Source organism: Streptomyces sp. NPDC047043 (assembly GCF_040644055.1).
Lineage (GTDB): Bacteria > Actinomycetota > Actinomycetes > Streptomycetales > Streptomycetaceae > Streptomyces.
Window position 1 is genome coordinate 231,441 of the sequence record NZ_JBEYVO010000015.1, and the last position, 24,399, is coordinate 255,839.

The following is a 24,399-nucleotide window of genomic DNA, read 5'->3' on the forward strand; positions in this document are numbered from 1 at the left end:
ATCTCCGAGGCAGGAGCGTCCGGCCCTGCATAAAGGGGCCACTGGACCCTATATGTCTGGTTTATCGCCGGGAAGACTGTTTCAGAGCGAGGAGAGCGCTGCAAACGGCCTGACGCACAGCGGGTGGTGAGCGCAGTGGCTGCGATCGACGAGAACACTGCAGGAGCGACTGTCCCTGGCATGGATCCCCTCGGAGACCCCATTCTCCGCACCCGGTTCGCGCTGCCGATGCGGCCGGCCACGTTCCTTCGGCGGCAACGGCTGCTCCACCACCTCGACCAGGGGCTCAGGACGCCGTTGACCATGGTCAACGGAGCCGCCGGCGCGGGCAAGACCCTGCTGGTCGCCGACTGGGCCGCGGGCCTGGCGCATCCGGTGGCGTGGCTCACCGTGGAGGCGGAGGACCGGCGCCCGGGCGTGTTCTGGGCGTACGTCCTGCATGCTCTGCGTGCCTCCGGAGCGCCGGTCACCGACGAGGTCGGCTGCCCGGTGGACGCCGTCCGGGTGGACCGCCGGCTCCTGGCAGCGCTCGCAGCCGAGCTGAACAGTGCTCACCGGCCCACGACCGTGGTGCTCGACGAGTTCGACCGGGAAACGGCCCCGGAGGTCGCCGAACAGCTGGAGTTCGTCCTGCACCACGCGGGGCAGGGTCTGCACCTGGTCCTCGTCACCCGTACCGAGCCGATGCTGCCGTTGCACCGGTACCGGGCGGCCGGCGAGCTCACGGAGATCCGCGGTGCGGAGCTGGCCTTCACACCCGATGAGGCCGTCACGCTGCTCGAGCTGCACGGACTGCGCCTTCCCGTGGAGGCCGCGCGCGCCCTCGTGGACCGCACCCGGGGCTGGGCCGCCGGCCTGCGCCTGTGCGCGCTGGCGGCTCGGCAGACTTCGGACCCGGAGACGTATCTGAAGGAGTTCGAGGCCGGCCGGAGCACGGTCGCGGACTTCCTGCTGGCAGAGGTGCTCAAGCGGCAGCCGGAGCAGACACAGGACGTGCTGCTGCGCGTCAGCGTTCTGGAGCGTTTCTGTCCCGAGCTGGTCAACGCCCTGACCGGTCGGACCGATGCCGAGCCGATCCTGGCCCGGCTGCATCGCGCGAACGCATTCGTAGAGGACCTGGGGCACTCGTGGTACCGCCTCCACCCGCTGTTCGGGGAGATACTCCGAGCCCATCTGCGGGTGCGCTCCCCCGGGTTGGAACCCGAACTCCACCGGCGGGCGGCGCAGTGGCTGCGGCGTTCCGGTTCCCTGCCGGAGACCCTCGCGCACGGCGCCGCCGCGGGCGACTGGGAGTTCACGGCGGACGCCCTCGTCGACGACCTGGCGATCGGCGAGCTCTTCACCGGCCTGCGCTGCGCCGACCTGGACCGGCTGTTCTCCGGGATGGGACCGGAGGTCCACAGCGCCGCGACGGACGTGGTCCGGGCGGCCCGTGACCTGTCCGGGCGGGATCTCGACCACGGCCTGGCCCACCTGCACCACGCCGAGGAACGGCTGGCCTCGGGCGCGCCTGCGACGGCGCGGCTGAGCTGCACCCTGCTGGAGGCGTTGGCGGCCCGGCTGACCGGTTCTCCCGGGCAGGCGGAACAGGCCGCCGAGACCGCGGAGGAACTGCAGCGTGAGGTGCCCGCGCACCTCCTGGACAAACACCCCGAGCTCACCGCCCTCCTGCTGACCCACCTGGGCTCCACGCGTCTGTGGGCCGGACACTTCGAGGACGCGCGCAGGGCCCTGTCCGCGGCGACCGCCTCCCCCGGCGGAGCCTCGACCGTGTTCCTTCGCGAGGACTCCCTGGGCCATCTGGCGTTGATCGACTACCTGACCGGCTGGCCCGGCAGGGCGGAGAAGAAGGCCGCGGCGGCGCTGGCCGAAACGGAGCGCCACAGCCTGCCCCGGCCGTCCGGCTCCGGCATCGAACGGCTGGTCCTGGCCGCCGTGGCCGTCGAGCGCAACGAACTGGGCCGGGCCCAGACCCTCCTCGACGAGGTGGCCGCACTCCACTCCCCACCGCAGGATCCGGTCACGGCGGCGGTACGGGCCATCGTCACAGCGCGTCTCCTGCTGGCCCGGGGCGACACACGAGCCGCTGTCGACGCCGCGAACCCGGCCGTCTCCGCCGCCGTGACCTCACCGTGGGCGGAGAGCCACGAGGCACTGGTCGCCTCCGCCGCCGAGCTGGCGGCAGGGCATCCAGAGGAGGCCGCCGAGCTGCTGCGAGCCGTGCCCGACGACGAACCGACCTGCGCTGTGGAGGCCGCCCGCCTCCACCTCGCCACCGGCCGGCCCGATGCCGCGATCGATCTGCTCGACGGCGTCCACAGCGAGAGCCGGCCCGGACCGGCGGTGGACGTCCGGGCCGCACTGGTGCGGGCCCAGGTCGCGGAGCAGGCGGGCGACGCCGTCACCGCCTCCAGGCTCGTCGCGCACGCTCTCGTCGACGCCCGGCGCGAGCGGCTGCGCCGTCCCTTCCTCGAAACCGGGCCCTGGATCAGACCCCTCCTCGCCATGGCGCCGCTCCAGCAGCTGGCGAGGGGCTGGCTCACGCCGGCCGCACCATCAAGTGGTGACGGGCCCCAATCCCGGACAGGACCCTCCCCCCTGGTGGTGGTGGAGGGGCTGAGCGAGCGCGAGCGCGAGGTGCTGCGCCGGCTGGCTCAGCCGATGTCGACGCAGGAGATCGCCGCCGACCTGTTCGTATCGGTGAACACCGTGAAGACCCACCTCAAGAGCGTCTACCGGAAGCTGGCGGTGAACCGGCGCAACGACGCCGTGCGCCGCGCGCGCGACCTGCGGCTGCTGTGACCGCGCCGGGTCACCTCTACGGGGTGAGGTTCGGCGGGGCACCGCGGAGGACGATCGCAGAGAGAGAAGGGCGAAGTACGCCGGTCCGCACGCCGCCCACGGGAGAACAGCCCATGCGCTACGAGATCCGCGTCGATGGACACATGTCGGAGACGCTGACCAAGGCCTTCCCGGAGCTGGATCACGTGACGATGGCCGGTCAGACGGTCCTCTACGGCCATGTGGTCGACGAGGCACAGCTGTACGGGCTGCTGGCGCGCTGTCAGTCGTTGGGACTGCACGTCGTCGAGATGCGGCAACTGCCGGAGCGAACGGACGGGTTGGTTCAATGAACCAACCCGTCGTTCGAAGCCGCTCCTCAAACGTCTGAAGCCGCTCCTCAAAGCTCCTCCACGGTGACCCTGCCCGAGCGCGAGGCCGCACCCAATGCCGCGAAGTCCCGCTCGTTCTGATCGGCGTAGGCCTGGGCGAACACGGTGAGCGCCCGGTCGAAGCGGTCGCTGCCGCCCAGGTAGGTGGCGATGGCGACGGGGTCGCCGGAGCGGGCGTGCGCCCGGGCCAGGGAGGCCCCGCACAGCCGGGCGAAGAGGCGGAGCAGGTCCGGCCCCATGGTCTCCGGCCGGGCGATGCCCTTCCAGTCCCGCAGTTGTCGGACGTAGAAGTCCCGCTCGTGTCCGTCGAGGCCCACGACGTGGGTCCAGCCCAGGAAGATGTCACTGGTCGTCTGGATGAGGCGCTGTCCGCTCACCACCCGGCGGCCCTGGTTGTCGTAGCGCTCGCCGTGCGTGTGTGCGGCCAGCACCGACTCCTGGGCCTCCTTGGCCTGCAGCAGCAGGGGATCGTCGTCGTCCCTGCCGAGCAGCAGCAGGATCCAGCAGCGGGTGCCGACGCTGCCGACACCGACGACCTTGCGGGCGATGTCGACAAGTCGGTAGTGGCGCAGCAGATGCCTGCGTTCGGCCGACAGGGTGTGCGCATAGTCGTCCAGGATGACCTGCAGTTCCTTCTCCTGTTCCGCGGCGCCCGACTCGGCCGTCAGGTCCCTCAGCGGGGTGATCAGCGGCGGGTCCGGGGCGATGCGGCGCCCTTCGGCGGAGGCCTCGGTGAGTTTTGCGAAGGCCTGGAGATGGGTGCGGGTGCGGGCCTTCGCCGTCGCCTCGTCGGCGCGGCGCCTGGCTTCCTTGTCCATCGAGGAGGCGAGCAGCTTCCGCATGTGGTCGGTGTCGTCCTGGGCGTACCAGATGTCGAGGGTGCCCATGCCGGCGAATTCGCGCATCCGCTCCCGATAGGCCTGCACACACGTCTGCACCGCGCTGTTCTGCTCCTTGACCGGGAAGCCGTTGGCCCGGGCGGCGATCACGAAGCTGGCGGCGAGCCGCTTGACGTCCCATTCGAAGGGTCCGTCCAGCGTCTCGTCGAAGTCGTTGATGTCGAAGACCAGATGGCGTTCCGGCGAGGCGAGCAGCCGGAAGTTGAGCAGATGGGCGTCTCCGCACAACTGCACCCGCAGCCCGGTGTCCGGGAAGCGCCCCAGGTCCATGGCCATGATCGCCGCCGCGCCGCGGTAGAAGCGGAATGGCGACTCGAGCATGCGTCCGTAGCGGATGGGCACCAACTCCGGTACCCGGGTGGCGGACTGACGCTCGATCACGCCGATCGGATCGGGCCGGTCCCGCCCCGCCTCGAAGTGGCTGTGGTCCGAACGCGACACACGGTTGCGCGCGCTCCTTCCGTATGCCGCTCGTTCGGCCGCCGGCAGAAAGGCGGTGAAGATGTTCGGTTCGGTCATGGCTCGACCTCCTGGTGCGTGCGGGCAGCCGTCGGAACCGGCGGCAGGCCGGGGAGCGGCTCCGATTCCAGCGCACCGCCGCGGCGGTGCGGACGGATCACCCGTTGTGGGTGACCCGGCACCCGGGGCCGCGCGCGACGCTGGCCCGGTGAGATCCCCGTACACCACCTCCGGCGGTCCGGAGGCGACCGCTCGATCGCGCAGGGGGAAGCAGGGAGAACGCGAGGAGGAGCCATGACCCAGCCACGTGGACCGGCGCCGCGTCCCGGGCCGGACCGGATGTCCGACGGGGCGGCTCCGAGCCCCATGGGCGACCCCGCGGAGGCGCTGGCCCGGCTCGGCCGGTCCTGGACCTGGATACTGGCCTCGGCGGTGGCCACGCTCGTGCCGGGCATCCTGATCCTGGTCTGGCCGGACGAGACCCTGCACGTCCTGGCGGTCCTGATCGGTCTGTACCTCCTGCTGATGGGGGCGTTCCGGTTCGTCGGCGCCTTCTCCCGGCAGGGCCACGGCGAACGGATCCCCGGGCTGCTCATGGCGGTGCTGTACGTCCTGGCCGGGGTGCTGTGCCTGCGCAATCCGCTGCAGACCATCGCCGCGCTCTCGCTCGTCGTCGGCGTCGTCTGGCTGGTGTCCGGCATCCTCACCCTCTACACGGCCATCGCCATGAAGGACATGCCGCACCGCGGCGCCGTCCTGGGCGGGGCGATCCTCACCATCGTTGCGGGGATCGTGGTGCTGGCCCTGCCGACCGAGACCGCCCGTGCGCTGACCCGGCTGCTCGGCCTCTGGCTCGTGCTGCTCGGCCTGGCCGAGACGGCGGTCGCCCTCGCCTGGCGGTCCGCGCTGCGCCGCAGCGCCGGACAGATGTCGCTGCAGCCCTCGCCGTCCGGCACCGCGACGCCCGAATCCCGGGAAACAACGCCCTGACCCCGCACCCGGCGCACACGATCACCCTCAGCGGGTGAAGCCCGACCGAACTTGCCGTGCGCACGCTGAATCCGGCACAGAACGGCTGCCGGGCGAACGCCCGGGACGGAGGAGAGACATGAGCGCGCAGACATACCTCGCGTACGACTATCCGCTGCTGAGCGCCTTCTGGACCATGCTGATCTTCTTCCTGTGGATCATGTGGTTCGTCCTGCTCTTCCGGATCATCGTCGACATCTTCCGCGACGACGACATGAGCGGCTGGGCGAAGGCCGGCTGGCTGGTGTTCACCATCTGCCTGCCCTTCCTGGGCGTCTTCGTCTACGTGATCGCCCGCGGCAAGAACATGGGCAGGCGGGAGGCCGCGCAGGCGCGTGCGCAGCAGGAGGCGTTCGACTCCTACGTCCGTGAGACCGCGGGCGGGGGCACCCAGCGCAGCAGCGCCGACGAACTCGCCAAGCTCTCCGAGATCCGGGCCCGCGGCGACATCTCGGACGAGGAGTTCAGCAGGGCGAAGGAGCTGGTCCTCTCCGGTCACGGTGCGTCGGCAGAGCAATCGGCGTCCGTCCGCTCCACCTCCGGTCGCTGAGCACGCCCGGACCGAACGAAACGAGGCAGCAGCATGACCGCGACGCACACCCCCGAGGCGCACGCGACGAGGCAGGCATGGGCGGGCGGCGTGATGGCCTTCGGGGCCGTCATGCTCCTGCTCGCAAGCATGCTCGCCATCTTCCGGGGCATCATGGCGATCGCCAACGACAACGTCTTCGTCACCACGCGCAACTACGTCTTCGAGTTCGATCTCACCAGCTGGGGCTGGATCCATCTGGTGCTGGGCGCGATCGGCGTGGCCGTCAGCCTGGGGCTGTTCCAGGCAGCGACATGGGCGCGTGTCGCCGGCGTGGGCATTGCCGGACTCATGATCATCGCCAACTTCCTCTCCCTGCCGTACTACCCGGTCTGGTCGGTCGTCGTGATCGCGTTCTCGGGGTTCATCATCTGGGCCCTGTGCGTGGTCGACCGCAAGGCCTTCTACACCGCGTACGAGCGCCAGCCGCACGACGTGTGAGGGCGCGCCGACGGGCGGGGCCACCGGGTTGGAGCGCTCCCGCTCGTCCGCTTTCGCGCAGCCCTGCTCGACGAGGAGGGGAGTGCTCCATGGCGCCAGAGAACGCCACGGGCGAGTCGGGCGACGCCGGCGCGTCGAACACGAAAGAACTGGAGGAACTGCGCCGACGCGTGGGGCAGCTCGAGTCGGCGGCCGCGCCGCGACAGCGGCATCCCTTCCGGACCACCGGTTCGGTGCTGCTCGTCATCCTGGCGTCGATCCTGTCGATCCTGGCCGTGACGGCCGTGTGGGCGCGTGACCAGGTCACCGACACCGACCGGTTCGTCGCAACCATGGGGCCGCTCGCGAGCGACCCCGATGTGCAGAAGGCGATCTCCCGCAGGGTCACCGACGTCGTGATCCAGAAGATCGACGTCCAGTCCGTGGTCGACCAGCTCTCCCAGGCGGCACACCAGAAGGGCGTCCCGCCCCGCGCGGCCGACCTGATCGGCAACTTGAGCGGACCCATCGGCGACGGACTGGAGAGTCTCGTCGGGGCCGCCGCGGACAGAGTCGTGACCAGCGACGCCTTCGCGACCATATGGACGCGGGCCATCACGGCGGCACACACCACGATGGTGAAGGCCCTCACCGGCGAGGGCGGCGGAACGGTCCAGCTCTCCGGCGACAAGGTCACCATCGACATCGGACCGGTCGTCGACCAGGTGAAGAAACAGCTCACGGACTCGGGCTTCGCACTGGCCTCGAAGATCCCGCAGGTCCACACCAAGTTCACGGTGTACGCCGCTCCCCAGCTGGCGCAGGCCAGGACCTATGTGAGGCTGCTGCAGATCCTCGGAAACTGGCTTCCGGTGGTCGCGGTGCTGGTCGCGACGACGGGTGTCTACCTCGCCCACAACCGCCGACACGCCTTGATCGGCGCGGCGTCGGGGATCGCCGTGGCGATGCTGGTGTTCGGCATCGCCCTCGCAATCATGCGCACGTCCTTCCTCAACCATCTGCCGGCCGGTGTCTCCCCGGATGCGGCCGGGTCGGTCTACGACGCCCTGGTGCACTTCCTGCGGAAGACCCTGCGCACGGTGGGGATCCTGGCGGTGCTGGTCGCGCTCGGCGCGTTCTTCGTCGGCCCGTCCCGGGCCGCGACGACGACCCGTGCCGCGTGCACGACCGGGGTCGGCGGAGTCCGCCAGGTGGCCGACCAGGTGGGTTTCCGGGCCGGGCCGGTGGAGCCGTTCGTGCGGCGGTGGAAGCGGTGGATCGGGATCGTGATCCTGCTGGGCGCCTCGATCGTGTTCGCGTTCTGGAACCACCCGACGGGCCTGGTGGTGTTCTGGTTCGCCGTGGTGATCCTGGCTCTGTTCGGGGTGCGTGAGTTCCTCGCTCCCGGGCCGGGGCTCGCCGCGCTCGGGCGAACGCCGGGCGTCACGGGACCGCCTGGACCGTCCGGACCGGAGCCCGCGCCCGCAACCGGCACCTCCGCCTGAGCGCTCCGGCGCCGGCGGGCCGGCCGACGTACGACTCGGGGATCCCGTCACCCACCCGGCCCAGGACGGTCGTCTCCCGCACGCGGAGCGGCGGCCCCCGGCCTAGATTCGGACGCGGCGCACCCTTGCGTGGGCCCACATCCCGTTGCCCCCGGCGCCGGCGGGCACGCATGACCCCTCCGGAGGACAGGTGGCCATGACGCGTCGTCCCAACATCCTGCTGATCGTCACCGACGAGGAACGGGCCACCCTCCCCCGCCCGGAGGGCTACACCCTCCCGGCACGCGAGCGCCTCGCCGAGCGCGGCACCACCTTCCGGAACCACTACGCCGCCTCGGCCCAGTGCAGTTCCTCCCGGTCGGTGATCTACACCGGGCAGCATCTGCCGCTCACCGAGATCTACGACAACGACAACATGCCCTACATCCGCCCGCTCGCCCCTCAGCTGGGCACCCTCGGCACGATGCTCCGCTCGGCCGGTTACTACTGCACCTACCAGGGCAAGTGGCACCTCTCCAACCTCTACATCACCCCCCAGAACCCGGGCCCGACCACCGACGCCCTCGAGCCGTACGGCTTCAGCGAGTTCAACGACTGGGGCGACATCGACGGCGGTGCCTGGGCCGGGCTGAAGCTCGACCCGGTCATCGCCGGGCAGGCGGTGCGCTGGCTGCGCAACCGGGCCCCGGTGGTGGCCGCCGACAAACCGTGGTTCATGGCCGTGAACTTCGTGAACCCGCACGACATCATGAGCTTCGACTACGGCGGCTCCCCGCAGGTCCAGCTGCCGTTCGGCCTCGCCCACGCCGTGGTCACCCGTGCCGCGGCCGACATCCCCGTCTACCGGCGCCGTTGGGACTTCGACCTGCCCACGAGCCTGCACGACGACCTGTCCGGTGCGGCACCGGCAGTGGCGGAGTACGCGCGCATGCTCGACACGGTCTTCGGCCCGGTCGCCGACGACGGGCACTGGTACGACGGCCTGAACTTCTACCTCAACGCCCTGCGTGACGTCGACCGCAGCGTCGATCTCGTCCTCGACGCGCTGGAGGCCTCGGGACAGGCCGACCGCACCGTTGTGGTCTTCACCTCCGACCACGGCGAGATGGCGGCCTCGCACGGGCTGCGGCAGAAGGGCAACCTGGTCTACGACGAGAACTTCCACGTCCCGTTCATCCTGTCCCACCCCGATGTCTCCGGCGGAGACGTCACCGAGGCCCTCTCCTCCGCGGTCGACCTCGCACCGACCCTGCTCGCCTTCGCCGGCATCGACCGGTCACAGGCGGCCACCAGGTTCCCCGCGCTCAAGGGGCGCTCCCTGGCGCCGGTGCTGGAGGGCCGGCCGGTCCGCGAGGGCGTGCTCACCGCCGTCGAGTCGATCACGACCCTGGACGCCTCGTTCTGGTTCGAGTTCGCCGACCCCGAGGCGCCGAAGCGGATCGAGTCCGGATCTCTGCGCCCGGACTGGACCAAGCGCGGGTTCCTGCGCGGCTACACCGACGGCCGCTACACCTTCGGCCGCTACTTCGCCCCCCTCAACCCCAACCGCCCGGCCGGCACCGAGGAGCTCCTCGCCGACAACGACGTCGTGCTCTACGACCGCACCGAGGACCCGGCCGAGATGCGCAACCTCGCCGCCGACCCTGCCCACCGCGAGCTCCTCGCCCGCTACCACGCCCTGCTGGAAGCGCTCATCGACGCCGAGATCGGCACCGACACCCGCGCCTGGGTCACCGAGCGCCCCCGGTTGCTCGGCTGGCCCACCTGGCACGGTGACACCGATCAGCCCGCGGCCTCCGCGGCGGCGTCCGGTCGCTGAAACTCTCAAGGACCTGGATCCCCGGGCGACGCCCACGTGACCTTCGCCTGCGCACGGTCGATACTGCCGACAGCAGGGCTCCACCCGACGCAGATCTGTTCCACCTCAGGGCTCATCTGCAAGTGTCACCAGGAGGAATCCATGAAGATGCTGATCAACGTCCCGGAGTCCGTCGTCACGGACGCGCTCAGGGGCATGGCGGCCGCCCATCCCGAGCTGACCGTCGACGTGGAGAACCGAGTGATCGTACGGCGAGACGCCCCCGTGGCCGGGAAGGTCGCCCTGATCTCCGGCGGCGGCTCGGGGCACGAGCCGCTGCACGGCGGGTTCGTGGGTCCCGGGATGCTCTCGGCGGCCTGTCCGGGCGAGGTGTTCACCTCGCCGGTCCCCGACCAGATGGCACGCGCCGCGGCGGCCGTGGACAGCGGGGCCGGCGTGCTGTTCATCGTGAAGAACTACACGGGCGACGTGCTCAACTTCGACATGGCGGCCGAACTCGCCGAGGACGAGGGCATCCAGGTCGCCAAGGTGCTGGTCAACGACGACGTCGCGGTCACCGACAGCCTCTACACGGCAGGGCGGCGCGGCACCGGCGCGACCCTGTTCGTGGAGAAGATCGCGGGCGCGGCGGCGGACGAGGGTCAGCCGCTGGCGCAGGTGGAGGCGATCGGCCGGCAGGTCAACGAGAACTCGCGCAGCTTCGGCGTCGCGCTCAGCGCCTGCACCACACCAGCCAAGGGCAGCCCGACCTTCGATCTGCCGCCCGGCGAGCTGGAGTTGGGCATCGGCATCCACGGCGAGCCCGGCCGTGAGCGGCGGGCGATGATGACGTCGGGCGAGATCGCGGAGTTCGCGGTGAACGCGATCCTGGAGGACATGCCGCCGCGCAACCCGGTCCTCGTCCTGGTCAACGGCATGGGTGCGACCCCGCTGCTGGAGCTGTACGGCTTCAACGCCGAGGTGCAGCGGGTGCTCGCCGAACGTGGTGTCGCCGTCGCCCGCACCCTGGTCGGCAACTACGTCACCTCGCTCGACATGGCCGGCGCCTCGGTCACCCTGTGCCAGGTCGACGAGGAGCTGCTGCGGCTGTGGGACGCGCCGGTGAAGACGCCGGGGCTGCGCTGGGGTATGTAGGGCCGAGGTGGCAACGTACCTACCACGCAAGGAGATCCAGTGCTCGACGCCGACTTCTTCCGCCGTTGGATGACGGCGACCGCCGCTTCCGTGGACCGTGAGGCGGAGCGGCTGACCGCCCTCGACTCACCGATCGGGGACGCCGACCACGGCAGCAATCTGCAGCGCGGGTTCAGGGCCGTGACCGCGACCCTGGAGAAGGAGGCGCCGGCCACCCCCGGAGCCGTCCTCACACTCGCCGGACGGCAGCTGATCTCCACGGTCGGCGGCGCCTCGGGGCCCCTGTACGGCACGCTGCTGCGCCGTACCGGAAAGGCGCTCGGGGATGCCGGCGAGGTCAGTGAGGCGGAGTTCGCCGAGGCCCTGCGGGCCGGGGTGGACGCGGTCATGACGCTCGGCGGTGCCGCGCCGGGCGACAAGACCATGATCGACGCGCTGGTGCCGGCCGTGGACGCGCTCGGCGACGGCGGTTTCGCCGCGGCCCGCACCGCCGCCGAGGAGGGCGCGTTGGCGACGACACCGTTGCAGGCCCGCAAGGGCAGGGCCAGTTATCTCGGCGAGCGCAGCATCGGGCACCAGGATCCGGGGGCCACGTCGTCGGCGCTGCTGATCGCCGGTCTCGTGGAGGCCGACGGTGAGTGATGCCAGGCCGGTCGGGATCGTGCTGGTCTCGCACAGCGCCGAAGTGGCCGCCTCCGTGGCCGAGTTGGCCAAGGGGCTTGCGGGCGGCGGCACTTCGGTGCCGGTCGCCCCGGCCGGCGGCACCGAGGGGGGCGGGCTCGGCACCAGCGCGGAGCTGATCGCCGCCGCTGCCGCGTCGGTGGACCGGGGTGCCGGGGTCGCCGTGCTCACGGACCTCGGCAGTGCCGTGCTCACGGTGAAGGCGCTGCTCGCCGAGGGCGACGAACTCCCGGACAACACACGCCTGGTGGACGCGCCGTTCGTGGAGGGCGCGGTGGCCGCGGTCGTCACGGCGGCCACCGGCGCCGACCTCTCGGCGGTGGAGGCGGCGGCCGCGGAGGCGTACACCTACCGGAAGGTCTGAGGAGCCCTACCCGAGTCCCTCCGCCGCGACGGCGAGGGCCGAGCGCATGGTTGCCGTCAGCTCGGCCTCGGCCGTCGCCCGGTCGGTCTCCGCGTCGGCGTCGAGCCAGGCGTAGTGCTCCACCGCCGCGCGCAGGGCCGCGTTGAACATCGCCGCCTGGACGGTGGGCCGCAGGTGGTCGGCGGGCACCCCCGCACGCTCCGCCAGGGCACGGGCGAACGCCGGCTCCGCCTCGTCGTACGTCTGGAGCCAGACGGCGCGCAGACCCGGCTCGGTGCGGGTGAGCCGTACCAGTGCGCCGACGGTGGAACGGTCGGGCCCTGCGACGACACCGAGCTCCGTGGTGAGTTCCGGCGCGAAGATCTCTTCGAGCGGCCGGCCGGGCGCCCATTGCCGCAGGCGGGCGGCGAGCATGTCGATGCCCGCCGTGAACAGCGGCCGTACGCAGGCCTCCTTGCTCGGGAAGTAGCGCCACACGGTCCGCGCGGAGACACCGACCGCCTGCCCGATCTGCTCGCCGGTGGTGGCCGCGACGCCCTGGGTGACGAACAGGTCCACCGCAGCCCGGGCGATCTCCAGCCGGATCTCGGCCCTGCGTTCGTCGGTCAGGGGCGGTCGTCCAGTACGTCCGCGGGCGGCGGTCATGCGGTCCTCCGGCTTCCGGTGATCAGCTTCCCGGAATTCTCCCCCACCACTTTATGTCACTCGAAGACATTAAGTCGTATGGTGATCCCTCAGGAACCACGTGAACAGGAGCACCTCATGGCCAGTGGACTCGACGGACGCAGTGTCATCGTCACCGGAGCGGGCTCGGGCATCGGGCGGGCCGCCGCCGTGGCCTTCGCCGCCGAGGGGGCCAAGGTCGTGGTCGCCGATCTCAACGCCGAGGGCGCCAAGGGGGTCGCCGAGGAGATCGAGCAGGCGGGCGGCACCGCGGTCGCCGTCGTGGGCGACCTGAGCGAGCCGTCGGTCGTCGACCAGGTGGTCCAGGCGGCCGTGGACAGCTTCGGCGCGGTGGACGTCCTGGTGAACAACGCCGGGATCATGGACCGCATGTCGGCGCTGGCGGACGTGGACGACGCCGAGTGGGAGCGGGTCATCCGGGTCAACCTGACCGCGCCGTTCCTGCTCACGCGCGCGGTGCTGCCGCACATGCTGCAGGCGGGCCGCGGCGCGATAGTGAGCACGGCCTCCGAGGCGGGTCTGCGCGGCAGCGCGGCCGGCGCCGCGTACACGGCCTCCAAGCACGGGGTCGTGGGCCTCACCAAGTCGCTGGCGGTGATGTACCGCAAGCAGGGCATCCGCGCCAACGCCATCGCGCCGGGCGGCACGGCGACGGCCATCGTCGTGGACGCCGACCAGACCGCCCACGGTCCGGCCGCGCTCGGCCCGCACTTCGTCAACGTGGGGCGGATCGCCCAGCCGGAGGAGCAGGCCGCCGCGATCGTGTTCCTGGCCTCGGACGCGGCGAGCAACATCAACGGCGTGGTCCTGCCGGTCGACGACGGCTGGGCGGCCGTCTGACGGCGCGGGGCTATTTCCTGGCCTGGGTGAACTTCCGCGCGAGCCGCCGTCCGAGTCGGACGGCGGCGTCGTGGTCCTCCAGGGGCGCCACCTGCGAGTTCTTGAAGACGATGTACGTGACGCCGGAGGGCACGCCGCCGCCGCGCGGGTTCGTGGGGATGCCGAGGGCCTTGGCGGTGGCGTAGGAGGCCTCGCCGATGACGTTGCGCGGGCCGACGTCGCCGACGACCGCGTACCGCACGCGCTTCCGGTAGACGACGGCGGCGACGGATCCGCCGCGCACCCCGTGGTCGCGGTGGTTCCAGATGCGGCTGACTCCGGGGACGACGATGTACGGCAGGCGCTCGGCGCTCGGATAGCGGCGGTCGGACTGCTGGAAGGCGGTGGCGGCCACGAAGATCGGGTCGGTGCGGCGGTTGCAGCGCGGACCGGGCCGGCCGTCGCAGTCGATGTCCAGGTCGGCCTTCCAGAAGACGGCGTCCCGGGTGCCGCACACCGGGATGTCCGCGGGCCTGCCGTCGTCGCTGCGGTAGCGGCCGCGGGAGATCTGGGCACAGTTCCGCACCTTGGCCAGCAGGTCGGCGGCGGGGACCTCGCCCTCGCGCCACGCCACCGGTTCCTCCCGGCCGCGGAGCCCGGATTCGGGCAGCGTCGAGGCGAGCAGGGCGGCGGAGGCCACGGCCAGCGTCAGCAACGGGACACGCACGATAAGAGACCCTCTCCTGGCGGGGCACCGACGGGCGCTCGGTCCGTCCGGTGCCGTTCCGATCATGCGGACACCGTAGGCGGGCCGACCGGCGCGTCTCCCCAGCCGGGCATGGCGTGTCCCCGAACTCCGGGCAGGGGGCCGGGCGTCCGAGCCCGTGTCGGCTCCGGCCGCCCGGCCGCCCGCGTCCGGCGCGGGAACAGCGACGACAGCGGCCCGCGCCGACGGCATGAACTGCCCATCGCTCAAGGAGAGTTCAGCCGTGAGGAGGTTCAGCATACGTAACTCCCGCGGGCGGCCACGAACGGCGTCGGCCCACGACGGCCCTCTTGATGCGACCACGTCAGCCGCGCCATATTGGTCCGGACCATTTCCGTCCGTGCACTGTCCGTGCCGTCCGGGGAGGCAGAGCCGTGCGTCGCGTCGCCGTTCTCGCGTACCGGTCCCTCGCGCTCTGCGCGGTCCTGGCCCTGCTCGGTGCCTGCGGATTGGGCGGCAGCGACGAGGACGGGCCGCTGCCTGGGGCACCCATGGGCGTCACGGCGGCGGCGGGCAGCGCCACCAGCGTGCACGTCATGTGGAACGCCGTGACCGCCGACCCCCGGATCAGCGTCTACGAGGTGTATCGCGGCACCACCAAGGTCGAGGAAGCACCCGGTTCCGAGCACATGGTGGACGTCACCAGGCTCAGGCCGTCCACCGCGTACGTCTTCACCGTGCGGGCCCGCGACAGCGAGGGCAGGCTCGGCCCGCGCAGCCGGGAGGTACGGGCGACCACCCCGGCGGCCGTGGCGGCGGACGACAAGGCCCCCACCCGCCCGGGGACCACACGGGGCCGGGCGGTCGGCAGCCGGGCCGGGCAGCTGTCCTGGTCGGCCTCGACGGACGACCGGGGCGTGGTGTCGTACGACATCTACCAGGGCACGACGAAGATCCACAGTGTCGGCGGGAACCAGACGGCGACCGTGGTCACCGGGCTGCGGCCGGGAACCCGGTACGCCTTCACCGTCCGGGCCCGCGACGCCGCCGACAATCTCTCGCCTCCCGGCAACACCGTCCGCCTCACCACGCCGGGCTCCGACGACGGGCAGGCCACTGCGCCCACCGGCTTCCGCGCGACGAGCCACCGCGCCGACGGGGCGTACTACCTCGACCTCTCCTGGATCCCGCCGCGCACGGACGGCGTGGTCACGGAGTATCAGATCCGTCTCGACGGGCGGGCGGCCACCTCATTGGTGTACGGCGGCAAGGCCCCGCGCGGCCGGGCGACGTACAGCTTCTACGCCGGACGGGACGCCGGCGTGACCCACCGGGTGCGGATCCGGGCCAGGCTGCCCGACGGGACGTGGGGCGGGTACTCGGCGGAGCGCACGGTGACCACCTGACGAGGCCGCCGGCATGGGCCGGACGAAGGAATCCGTCACCTGGCCGGGGGCCGTCCGGGTGCGCGGCGGGCCGGGGCCACGTTGGCTGCCCCTGAGGCAGCACGGGCACCTCCCGATTCTCGGCGGCGCTAGGGATGTACCGCCAACCGTGCCGCTGGAGGCAGTCCAATGCGCAACTCTCAGCGTTTGCTCCGCACCGTTGTGACCACGGCAGCCGCCGCCGCGCTCCCGCTCGCCCTGGCCGCCGTGCCGGCGGCGGCCCAAGGGAACGGGATCTCCGTGAGCACCAGCGGGTCCACCGTCTCGGTGACGACCACCGCGTGCAACCAGACCAGCAGCAGCGGCAGTTGGGGCACCGCCTCGCTGCTCAACAGCAGCCAGGCGAACTTCGCCCAGGGGCGGCAGGTGTCGCTGTCGGGCACCACCGCGCTGCAGTCGGCGGCCTGGTCGAACGTGAGCCCCGGCACCTTCACCGTGATCGTGCAGTGCTCGTTCAACAACAGCACCGCCGGCAGGCAGTCCATCGTGGTCTCCGCGCCCTCCACCCCCACCATCTCCGCCACGTCCTCGCCCTCGCCCTCGCGCGGCGTGATGGGCGGTGTCGGCGGTGGCATCCAGGACTACGGCCCGCTGACGCTGGGCGTGGGCGGTGCGCTGGTCGGCGCGGGTGTCATCGCGACGGGCTGGTACCTGCGCCGGCGCAACAAGCCGCACCGGCTCTGAACGCGGCCGCGCTCACGCCGTCCCTGAATCCGGCAGTTCGGCGAACTCCTCCAGGGCGTGCGTGAGCCACCGTGTCCAGAAGGTCTCCAGGTCGATGCCCGCGCGCAGCACGAGGTGCCGCAGCCGGTCCTGGGGACCGTCCTTGTCGGGCGGGAAGTCGCGCTTCTCGATCTCCCGGTACTCGGCCAACTGCAGCCGGTGCAGGTCGAGATGGCGGCGCAGGTCCGCCTCGAGACCGGCGGTGCCCACCACGGCGGCCGCGCGCAGCCGCAGCAGCAACAGGTCGCGGTGCGGCTTGGGGTCCTGGGAGGCTGCGGTCCAGCGGGCCAGTTCGGCGCGGCCCGCGGGCAGGACCTCGTAGCTCTTCTTCTGCCCACGGGCCGGCTGCTCGGACGGCAGCGCCCGGATGTGCCCCTCGGCCTCCAGTTTTCCCAGCTCGCGATAGATCTGCTGATGCGTCGCCGACCAGAAGTAGCCGATCGACTTGTCGAACCGGCGGGTCAGCTCCAGCCCCGAGGACGGCTTCTCGAGCAGAGCGGTGAGGATCGCGTGCGGGAGTGACATGCAGTTCATCCTAGGGACGGGCCAAGCGGCTCCGGGGAAGTGCGGGTGCGTTCCCGCGCCCGCCGCGGCAGCGGCTGGTGTCGCAACCGGTGCGTGCTCCCGGCGTGCCGGACGAAGGTCCTCGCAGCGGAGCCACTTGGGCCTTTGGCCGGTCCGGCGAGTGCGGGCACCGCCCACACCCTCAAGGCAGCGGGGAGCATGCCGGGCGGCGCGGGGTGTGCCTGAACATCCCCGGGGCGGCTCAGAGGCCGGCCGCGACCTCGGTGCCCTGCTTGATGGCACGCTTGGCGTCCAGTTCGGCGGCCACGTCGGCGCCGCCGATCAGGTGCGTACTGCGGCCGGCGGCGAGCAGCTCCTCGTACAGGTCGCGGCGCGGTTCCTGGCCGGTGCACAGCACGATGGTGTCGACGGGCAGGACGGTGGACTCCTCGCCGACGGTGACGTGCAGTCCGGCGTCGTCGATGCGGTCGTAGCGCACACCCGGGACCATGGTGACGCCGCGGTGCTTGAGCTCGGCGCGGTGGATCCAGCCGGTGGTCTTGCCCAGGCCCGCGCCGACCTTGGTGGGCTTGCGCTGCAGCAGGTGCACGGTGCGCGGCGGGGCCGTCCGTTCGGGGGCGGCCAGGCCGCCCGGTGCCCGGTAGTCCATGTCGACGCCCCACTGGCGGAAGTACGTCTCCGGGTCCTCGCTGGCCTTGTCGCCGCCGTCGGTGAGGAACTCGGCCACGTCGAAGCCGATGCCGCCCGCGCCGAGGATGGCCACGCGGTCGCCGACGGGGACGTTGTCGCGCAGCACGTCGAGGTAGCCGACGACGCTCGGGTGGTCGACGCCCGGGATCTCGGGGGTGCGCGGGGTGACGCCGGTGGCGACGACGACCTCGTCGTAGTCCGCCAAGTCACCTGCCGCGACGGGCGTGTTGAGGCGTACGTCCACGCCGTGCGCGTCCAGCTGGTGGCGGAAGTAGCGGATGGTCTCGTCGAACTCCTGCTTGCCGGGGACCTTGCGGGCGACGTTGAGCTGTCCGCCGATCTCGCTCGCGGCGTCGAACAGCACGACGTCGTGGCCGCGTTCGGCCGCACTCACGGCGCAGGCGAGGCCGGCCGGACCCGCGCCGACGACGGCAACGCGCTTGCGCAGCCGGGTCGGCGAGAGCACCAGCTCGGTCTCGTGGCAGGCGCGCGGGTTGACCAGGCAGGAGGTGATCTTGAGGCTGAAGGTGTGGTCGAGGCAGGCCTGGTTGCAGCCGATGCAGGTGTTGATGGCCTCGGGCTTGCCGTCCGCGGCCTTGTTGACGAAGTCGGGGTCGGCGAGCATCGGGCGGGCCATGGAGACCATGTCCGCGTACCCCTCGGCGAGCAACTCCTCCGCCAGCTCAGGGGTGTTGATGCGGTTGGTGGTGACCAGCGGGACGGACACCTCGCCCATGAGCCGCTTCGTCACCCAGGTGTAGGCGCCGCGCGGCACGGAGGTCGCGATGGTGGGGATGCGGGCCTCGTGCCAGCCGATGCCGGTGTTGATGATGGTCGTCCCGGCCGCCTCGACGGCCTTGGCGAGCGTGATGACCTCGTCGAGGGTGGAGCCGCCGGGGACCAGGTCGAGCATGGACAGCCGGTAGATGATGACGAAGTCCTCGCCGACGGCCTCGCGCACCCGCCGGACGATCTCGACGGGGAAGCGCATGCGGTTCTCGTACGAGCCGCCCCAGCGGTCGGTGCGCTGGTTGGTCTGGGCGGCGATGAACTCGTTGATGAGGTAGCCCTCGGAGCCCATGATCTCGACGCCGTCGTAGCCGGCCTGCTTGGCGAGGCGGGCGGCGCGGGCGTAGTCGTCGATGGTCTGCTCGACCTCGGCGTCCGTCAGCTCACGGGGCGGGAAGGGGCTGATCGGCGCCTGCAGGGGGCTCGGGGCGACGAGGTCCTGGTGGTAGGCGTACCGGCCGAAGTGCAGGATCTGCATCGCGATCCGGCCGCCCTCGCGGTGCACGGCCTCGGTGATCGCCGTGTGCTGCTCGGCCTCCGCGTCGGTGGTGAGCTTCGCCCCGCCCTCGTAGGGCTGCCCGGCCTCGTTGGGCGCGATACCGCCGGTGACGATCAGGCCCACTCCCCCGCGCGCCCGCTCCGCGTAGAACGCCGCCATGCGCTCGAAGCCGCGCTCGGCCTCCTCCAGGCCGACGTGCATGGAGCCCATGAGGACGCGGTTGGGCAGCGTGGTGAAGCCCAGGTCGAGCGGGTTCAGCAGATGCGGGTAACGGCTCATCGGGCCCCTCCGTCGCGGTGTCGTGCCTCTGTTGTAGAGGACCGCGAACGCTTAGTGCAACTAGTTGCACAACCGGAGAGGAGTGACTCCGGCCACCGTCGGGCACAGTGGCCCCATGACCGAGGAGATCGTCGACCTGGCCCAGGAACTGATCCGCCGCCCGAGCCGGGCCCGCATCGACGACTACGGGCCCGTCCTCGCCACCCTGGAGGACTGGCTCGGCGCCCGTGACCTGCCGCGTCGACGGCTCCACGACGACGGGGGCCGGCCGGTGGCGCTGCTCGTGGAGGTCGCGTGCGGCAGGCCAGGACCGTGGTGGGCACTGGACGCCTGCGTGGACACCGCCCCGTACGGCGACGAGGGCGCCTGGTCCTTCCCGCCGGACTGCGGGGACGTCGTGGACGGCTGGCTGCGGGGGCGGGGAGCGGCCGACTCCAAGCTGGCGGCGGCGATGTTCTGCCGGATCGCGGCGGAGGTGCACGCCCGCGCCGCCGAACTGCGCGGCGGCCTCGCCGTCCTGCTCGACGCCGACGAGCACACCGGCGGCTTCGGCGGCGCCCGCGCCTATCTCGCGGACACGGCGGCGGCCCGCCCGGCCGGGGTGATGATCGGCTACCCCGGGCGCGACGAGGTCGTGGTCGGCGGGCGGGGCCTGTGGCGGGCCACGATCGCGGTGCACGCGGCCTCCGGCCACTCCGGGTCGAGCCGCAGGACGGTCGGCGCCGTCTCCCGCGCGGCGCGGCTGGTCCAGCTGCTGGAGGAGGCCGAACTCCCGGGCGCCGTGGGCGATTTCCCACTGCCGCCGAAGCTGACGGTCACGTCCTGCCACGGCGGCGAGGGCTTCTCGGTGGTTCCCGACCGGTGCGAACTGGGCGTCGACGTCCGCACCACACCGACCTTCGACGCGGACGCAGCGGAGGCCTGGGTGCGCAGAGCGGTCGCCGACCTCGACGCACAGCTCCCAACTCCGAGGCCGACCGCGATCACCCCGGTGGCCACCTGGCCGCCGTACCGCCTGAGCGAGACTCAGCAGCCCGCCGCCGCGCTACTGGACGCAGCCGCCCACGAGGGCCTCACAGTCACGGCGAAGACCGCGGGCCCGTCAAACATCGGCAACCTACTGGCGGCGGAAGGCATCCCGACGACGGCAGGCTTCGGCGTCCGCTACGAGGGCCTGCACGGCACGGACGAACGAGCCCGCCTCGCGGACCTCCCCAAAGTCCACGCCGTCTACAAGCAAGCCGTGCTGCGCCTACTGGCCGACGGCTCTGCCCCGCCGCAAAGGGGCGCCGGGCTGTATTGATTTGCGGCTCCACCGCGTGGGCGCGACCAGCCCACACGGCGTCGCAGACGACAAACTCACCGACTCTCAAGAATGACGTGCAACTCCCGCTCCTGATCTCCCGACGCCGAGGAAAGATCACGCACCGTGAACAGGGGATCCAACGTGCTGCGCAACCGCTCGATCGCCCAGTACCCACCCTGCGCGTCCACCTCGACGGAGGACGACAGCCGACCCGGCGCCGGGCACTCATGCGCGTCGGTGACCTCGAACGTGCCGAGCCACACCATCGGACGGGTCTCGTGGAGCTGCTGCGGCACCTCGTCCGGGCCCCGGTCGGACTCGAAGCACGCACACAGCGTGTCGAACACGATCCGGGCGTCCTCTTTGCTGCATCCGCTGATCTCGAGGGAGACCGGCTCCTCGTGCGAGCGCTGACGATCCATCGTGATCGCTCCTCTCGTGGCTGTGGCGCGGTACCGCGAGTTCCCCGCGAACCGCGCCACACCCCAAGAAAAGCACCACTGGCCGCACCGGACCAGCGAGGGCTCAGCTCCGCTTGAAGCGGTAGGTCTTGCTGTCCGTCAGCACACAGAAGCCGGGCGACACGACGATCACCCGCAGGGTGCCGTCCCGGCGGTCGTAGTCGATGCCCTCCACCTCGAAGGTGCCCGAGCAGGAGCTCTTCAGCGGCAGCTGCTGCAGCGCGGTGACGTGGCCGGTCACGTCGGACGTGCCGTTCGCCGCGGCGGACAGGTCGACCTGCAGGAGCGGCTTGGTGACGCCGAACAGCGTGCCGGCCGGATCGTCCGAGGAGCACAGCAGCTGGGTGGCGTTCACGAAGTCGCAGCCCTGCACGTCGCGGACGGCGTGGTCGAGGTTGACGGTGGAGACCTGCGGGAGGTTCGCCGAGGGCGAGGTGCTCGCGTTGACGCCCGGGGTCGGGAAGACCAGGAAGCGGCTCATGGTGCCGTACTCGCCGGAGAGCATCCACTGGCCGTCGGGCGAGATCGCCACCCAGGAGTTGTTCAGCGCCTCCCCGGAGCTCAGCGTGTGGACGTACTCCGACCAGGCCCCGCCCGGCGCCTGCACCCGGTACATCTTCGCGCTGCCCGAGTCGGCCTGGTACGGCTCGACGTAATAGCCGTTGTACGAGGCGTCGGGGTCGCCGACGTGGTTCCAGCCGCGGCTGGAGACGGAGACCGGAATGGTGCCGATGCCGGTGTAGTGGTTGGGGCTGTTGGCCGGGACCTCGACGGAGGTCAGGCCCTGGCTCTCGGTCAGCGGGTCGGCGCGGTCGGAGCCCAGCTCGGTCCAGGCGGCGGCGGCCGACGCGGGCGGGGCGGCGGACAGGACGGCGGCGGTGGTGAGGGCGACCACAGCGGTCAGCGCCGCGTGACAACGTTGCCAGGCGCGCAGGGGCATGGGAGGACTCCTCCATGGGGGGTGGTGGCGGGGCGTGCTCGGCGGACAGTCTGGCCGGACTCGGTGGTCATGTACAGACCAAATCGGTAACCGGGGGTTGTCGGCCGGTCAACAGTGCGTGCCGGGTACTGTCGTCACCACTTCGGGGGACGCCCCGGCCGTGTTGAGGGATGGTGGAGGTGGGCGACGGAGGCGTCACAGGGACGGTTGAGCGCGGTAGAACATGGGGAGTCGGCACGGGGGACGGCGTGCCGCGTGATCGGGCGAAGGCGGTGCGTGGAATGAGTGCACCTGGGTTTCCGGTGGCCGAGGGCGACGAGTCGGTGCGGCCGAGCGGTCTGCTCGACGTGCTGGGCGTGGCCTCGGTGGTGCTGGACGCCAAAGGGCACATCGTGCTGTGGAGCCCCCAGGCGGAGGAGCTGTTCGGCTACCCGGCGCGGGAGGCGCTCGGGCAGTACGCGGCCCGGATCATGGTGCACGAGCAGCATCTCGACCTGGTGATCAAGCTGTTCGCGGACGTCATGCTCACCGGCCAGAGCTGGGCCGGGGCCTTCCCGATCCGCCGCAAGGACGGCAGCACCCGCCTGGTGGAGTTCCGCAACATGCGGTTGCTGGACGACCACGGCGAGGTCTACGCGCTGGGGCTGTGCGCCGACCAGTCGACCGTACGGCGGCTGGAGCGGGACGTGGCGCTGTCCACGCGGATGATCGCGCAGTCGCCGATCGGGCTGGCCGTCCTGGACACCGATCTGCGATACGTGTCGGTCAACCCGGCACTGGAACGGCTCAACGGCATGCCGGCCAAGGACCACATCGGCCGGTCGATCCGCGAGGTCCTGCCGCACCTCGACGTAGACGCCATCGAGGCGGCGGCGCGGCAGGTGCTGGAGACCGGCCAACCCCTTGTCGACCAGCAGACGGTCGGCCGGACCCCGGCCGACCCGGACGACGAGCGCGCCTGGTCGCTCTCGCTCTACCGGCTGGACGACGCCGTCGGAACCGTGCTCGGCCTGGCCGGTTCGGTCGTGGACATCACCGAACAGCACCGGGCGGGCGTCGAGGCGGAGGCCGCGCGGCGGCGGCTGCAGGTCATCGCGGACGCCTCCGCGCGTATCGGCACCACGCTGGAACTCGACCGCACCGCACGCGAGTTGGCCGATGTGGCCGTGCCGGAGCTCGCCGACGTCGCCGCCGTGGACCTGCTCGAGGCGGTGGTGGACGGCCGGCGCAGCAGCCTGGGTCCCGCGGAGTCGGCGGTGATCCGAGCCCTGGCCGTGCAGGCGGACCATGCGCCGCAGGCGCTGCGGGCGGCCGACCAGCCCGGGGAGGTGGCCCGGTACGGTCCCGACCGCCTGGTCACCGAGTGCGTCCGCACGGGCCGGCCCGTGATGGTGGCGCAGGTCGAGCCCGCGGACCTGCCCCGGATCGCCCGCTCCCCGGAGGCTGCGGAGCTGCTGGCCGGTGCGGGAGTCCACTCGTATCTGGCCGTCCCGCTGATCGCACGCGGCGAGGTGCTCGGCGCCCTCGATCTCAAGCGCACGCACAACCCGCTGCCGTTCAGCGAGGACGACCTGCTGCTCGCCCGGGAGCTGGCGGCCCGCGCCGCCGTGCAGATCGACAACGCCCGCTGGTACCAGAACGCCCGCGACACCGCCCTCACCCTGCAGCGCAGCCTGCTGCCCAGCCATCCGCCGGTGACCGGCGGCCTGGAGGTGGCCTCCCGCTACCAGCCCGCGGGCGCCACCAGCGAGGTCGGCGGCGACTGGTTCGACGTGATCCCCCTGGACGGCGGGAAGACGGCGCTCGTGGTGGGCGACGTGATGGGCAGCGGCATCAACGCGGCGGCCACCATGGGCCGTCTGCGCACCGCGACCAACACGCTGGCCTCCCTCGACCTCGACCCGGCCCGGCTCCTGGAGCATCTCGACAAGATCACCGAGGGCCTGGACCACTCCATCGCGACCTGTGTCTACGCCGTCCACGATCCGCAGCTGCGGCAGTGCCGGATCGCCAACGCCGGCCACCTGCCGCCGGCCCGGCTGCGCGCCGGGCACCCGCCCGAACTGCTCGAACTGCCCACCGGGGCACCGCTGGGGGTGGGCGGGGTCGCCTTCTCCACCACGACCGTCGATCTCGACCCCGGCGACCGTCTCGTGTTCTACACCGACGGCCTGGTCGAGACCCGGCAGCATCCGCTCGACGAGCGCCTGGACGCACTCCTGGCCCTGCTCGAAGGCCCCGACCGCCCCCTGGAGGAGGTCTGCGACCTGCTGCTGCGCACGCTGCACCAGCCGGACAACTCCGATGACGTGGCGCTGCTGATCGCCCGGGTGCAGAAGGCGGAGTCAACTGCGCGGCCGTGAACGCAATGCCGCGTAGTTAAGCCGTGAGGTCGTGCGTCAACTGCCCTGTTTCTGCTGTTGGGTGTGTGGGGGCGAGCCACTGGGGGTGCAGTGTGTAG

22 protein-coding genes are annotated in these 24,399 nt (G+C 71.6%); 15 read left to right on the plus strand and 7 right to left on the minus strand.

All coding sequences use genetic code 11. The annotated features are described in order from the left end of the window. The first annotated feature begins 180 nt into the window (after positions 1-180). Together ABZ880_RS24760 and ABZ880_RS24765 are read left to right on the plus strand one after the other, a co-directional pair. Positions 181-2,802, plus strand: a complete 2,622-nt coding sequence (locus tag ABZ880_RS24760) for a LuxR C-terminal-related transcriptional regulator (protein ID WP_361266630.1) — start codon at positions 181-183, stop codon at positions 2,800-2,802. 113 nt (positions 2,803-2,915) lie between these two features. Next, on the plus strand, positions 2,916-3,134 hold the full coding sequence (locus ABZ880_RS24765) for a hypothetical protein (RefSeq protein WP_361266632.1): 219 nt from the start codon (positions 2,916-2,918) through the stop codon (positions 3,132-3,134). A gap of 47 nt (positions 3,135-3,181) precedes the next feature. Here the strand turns inward: ABZ880_RS24765 and ABZ880_RS24770 are convergent, their stop codons facing one another. After that, entirely contained in the window at positions 3,182-4,591 is a 1,410-nt protein-coding gene (locus ABZ880_RS24770) for a DUF2252 domain-containing protein (protein WP_361266634.1), read from the minus strand. Positions 4,592-4,825: 234 nt separating this feature from the next. On the opposite strand from ABZ880_RS24770, the gene ABZ880_RS24775 reads away from it, so the two are divergent. The 8 genes from ABZ880_RS24775 to ABZ880_RS24810 all read left to right on the plus strand — a co-directional run bounded on the left by ABZ880_RS24775 (position 4,826) and on the right by ABZ880_RS24810 (position 12,072). After that, positions 4,826-5,521: an HdeD family acid-resistance protein gene (locus ABZ880_RS24775; RefSeq protein WP_361266635.1), complete on the plus strand. Its 696-nt coding sequence runs from the start codon at positions 4,826-4,828 to the stop codon at positions 5,519-5,521. A gap of 118 nt (positions 5,522-5,639) precedes the next feature. After that, entirely contained in the window at positions 5,640-6,110 is a 471-nt protein-coding gene (locus ABZ880_RS24780; protein ID WP_361266637.1) for an SHOCT domain-containing protein, read from the plus strand. A gap of 33 nt (positions 6,111-6,143) precedes the next feature. Further along, positions 6,144-6,590, plus strand: coding sequence for a hypothetical protein (locus ABZ880_RS24785; protein WP_361266639.1), 447 nt, complete (start codon positions 6,144-6,146; stop codon positions 6,588-6,590). An 89-nt stretch (positions 6,591-6,679) separates the two neighbouring features. Beyond that, positions 6,680-8,074, plus strand: a complete 1,395-nt coding sequence (locus ABZ880_RS24790) for a hypothetical protein (RefSeq protein ID WP_361266641.1) — start codon at positions 6,680-6,682, stop codon at positions 8,072-8,074. A gap of 196 nt (positions 8,075-8,270) precedes the next feature. After that, positions 8,271-9,893: a sulfatase-like hydrolase/transferase gene (locus ABZ880_RS24795; RefSeq protein ID WP_361266643.1), complete on the plus strand. Its 1,623-nt coding sequence runs from the start codon at positions 8,271-8,273 to the stop codon at positions 9,891-9,893. A gap of 141 nt (positions 9,894-10,034) precedes the next feature. Further along, entirely contained in the window at positions 10,035-11,027 is a 993-nt protein-coding gene (gene dhaK, locus ABZ880_RS24800; RefSeq protein WP_361266645.1) for a dihydroxyacetone kinase subunit DhaK, read from the plus strand. Positions 11,028-11,066: 39 nt separating this feature from the next. Next, a complete protein-coding gene (gene dhaL / locus ABZ880_RS24805; protein WP_361266647.1) occupies positions 11,067-11,669 on the plus strand; it encodes a dihydroxyacetone kinase subunit DhaL in 603 nt (200 codons plus the stop codon). Continuing rightward, positions 11,662-12,072 carry a PTS fructose transporter subunit IIA gene (locus ABZ880_RS24810; RefSeq protein WP_361266649.1) on the plus strand — a complete coding sequence of 137 codons (411 nt, stop codon included), beginning with the start codon at positions 11,662-11,664 and terminating at the stop codon, positions 12,070-12,072. The genes dhaL and ABZ880_RS24810 overlap by 8 nt, the downstream gene beginning before the upstream one ends. 6 nt (positions 12,073-12,078) lie before the next feature. On the opposite strand, the gene ABZ880_RS24815 is transcribed toward ABZ880_RS24810, so the two are convergent. Beyond that, positions 12,079-12,717, minus strand: a complete 639-nt coding sequence (locus ABZ880_RS24815; RefSeq protein WP_361266651.1) for a TetR/AcrR family transcriptional regulator — start codon at positions 12,715-12,717, stop codon at positions 12,079-12,081. Positions 12,718-12,834: 117 nt separating this feature from the next. Here ABZ880_RS24815 and ABZ880_RS24820 point away from each other — a divergent pair, with 117 nt between their 5' ends. Then, positions 12,835-13,596: a glucose 1-dehydrogenase gene (locus ABZ880_RS24820; RefSeq protein WP_361266653.1), complete on the plus strand. Its 762-nt coding sequence runs from the start codon at positions 12,835-12,837 to the stop codon at positions 13,594-13,596. 10 nt (positions 13,597-13,606) lie between these two features. Here the strand turns inward: ABZ880_RS24820 and ABZ880_RS24825 are convergent, their stop codons facing one another. Beyond that, on the minus strand, positions 13,607-14,302 hold the full coding sequence (locus tag ABZ880_RS24825; protein ID WP_361266655.1) for a glycoside hydrolase family 75 protein: 696 nt from the start codon (positions 14,300-14,302) through the stop codon (positions 13,607-13,609). A 413-nt stretch (positions 14,303-14,715) separates the two neighbouring features. Between ABZ880_RS24825 and ABZ880_RS24830 the strand changes: the two genes are divergently transcribed. Both ABZ880_RS24830 and ABZ880_RS24835 read left to right on the plus strand, forming a co-directional pair. After that, positions 14,716-15,687: a fibronectin type III domain-containing protein gene (locus ABZ880_RS24830; protein ID WP_361266657.1), complete on the plus strand. Its 972-nt coding sequence runs from the start codon at positions 14,716-14,718 to the stop codon at positions 15,685-15,687. Between the two features lie 168 nt (positions 15,688-15,855). Continuing rightward, complete coding sequence (locus ABZ880_RS24835; protein WP_361266659.1) at positions 15,856-16,410, plus strand: hypothetical protein; 555 nt, start codon at positions 15,856-15,858, stop codon at positions 16,408-16,410. 12 nt (positions 16,411-16,422) lie between these two features. Here ABZ880_RS24835 and ABZ880_RS24840 read toward each other — a convergent pair whose 3' ends face one another. Both ABZ880_RS24840 and ABZ880_RS24845 read right to left on the minus strand, forming a co-directional pair. Continuing rightward, positions 16,423-16,974: a PadR family transcriptional regulator gene (locus ABZ880_RS24840; protein WP_361266661.1), complete on the minus strand. Its 552-nt coding sequence runs from the start codon at positions 16,972-16,974 to the stop codon at positions 16,423-16,425. 241 nt (positions 16,975-17,215) lie between these two features. Next, complete coding sequence (locus ABZ880_RS24845; RefSeq protein ID WP_361266663.1) at positions 17,216-19,231, minus strand: NADPH-dependent 2,4-dienoyl-CoA reductase; 2,016 nt, start codon at positions 19,229-19,231, stop codon at positions 17,216-17,218. 115 nt (positions 19,232-19,346) lie between these two features. Between ABZ880_RS24845 and ABZ880_RS24850 the strand changes: the two genes are divergently transcribed. Next, the gene (locus ABZ880_RS24850; protein ID WP_361266665.1) at positions 19,347-20,534 is read left to right on the plus strand and encodes a M20/M25/M40 family metallo-hydrolase; all 1,188 of its coding nucleotides are present in this window, start codon (positions 19,347-19,349) and stop codon (positions 20,532-20,534) included. Between the two features lie 56 nt (positions 20,535-20,590). Here ABZ880_RS24850 and ABZ880_RS24855 read toward each other — a convergent pair whose 3' ends face one another. After that, a complete protein-coding gene (locus tag ABZ880_RS24855) occupies positions 20,591-20,959 on the minus strand; it encodes a hypothetical protein (protein ID WP_361266667.1) in 369 nt (122 codons plus the stop codon). Positions 20,960-21,062: 103 nt separating this feature from the next. Continuing rightward, positions 21,063-21,938, minus strand: coding sequence for a hypothetical protein (locus tag ABZ880_RS24860; RefSeq protein WP_361266669.1), 876 nt, complete (start codon positions 21,936-21,938; stop codon positions 21,063-21,065). 281 nt (positions 21,939-22,219) lie between these two features. Here ABZ880_RS24860 and ABZ880_RS24865 point away from each other — a divergent pair, with 281 nt between their 5' ends. Continuing rightward, a complete protein-coding gene (locus tag ABZ880_RS24865; RefSeq protein ID WP_361266671.1) occupies positions 22,220-24,301 on the plus strand; it encodes a SpoIIE family protein phosphatase in 2,082 nt (693 codons plus the stop codon). The last annotated feature ends 98 nt before the right edge of the window (positions 24,302-24,399 follow it).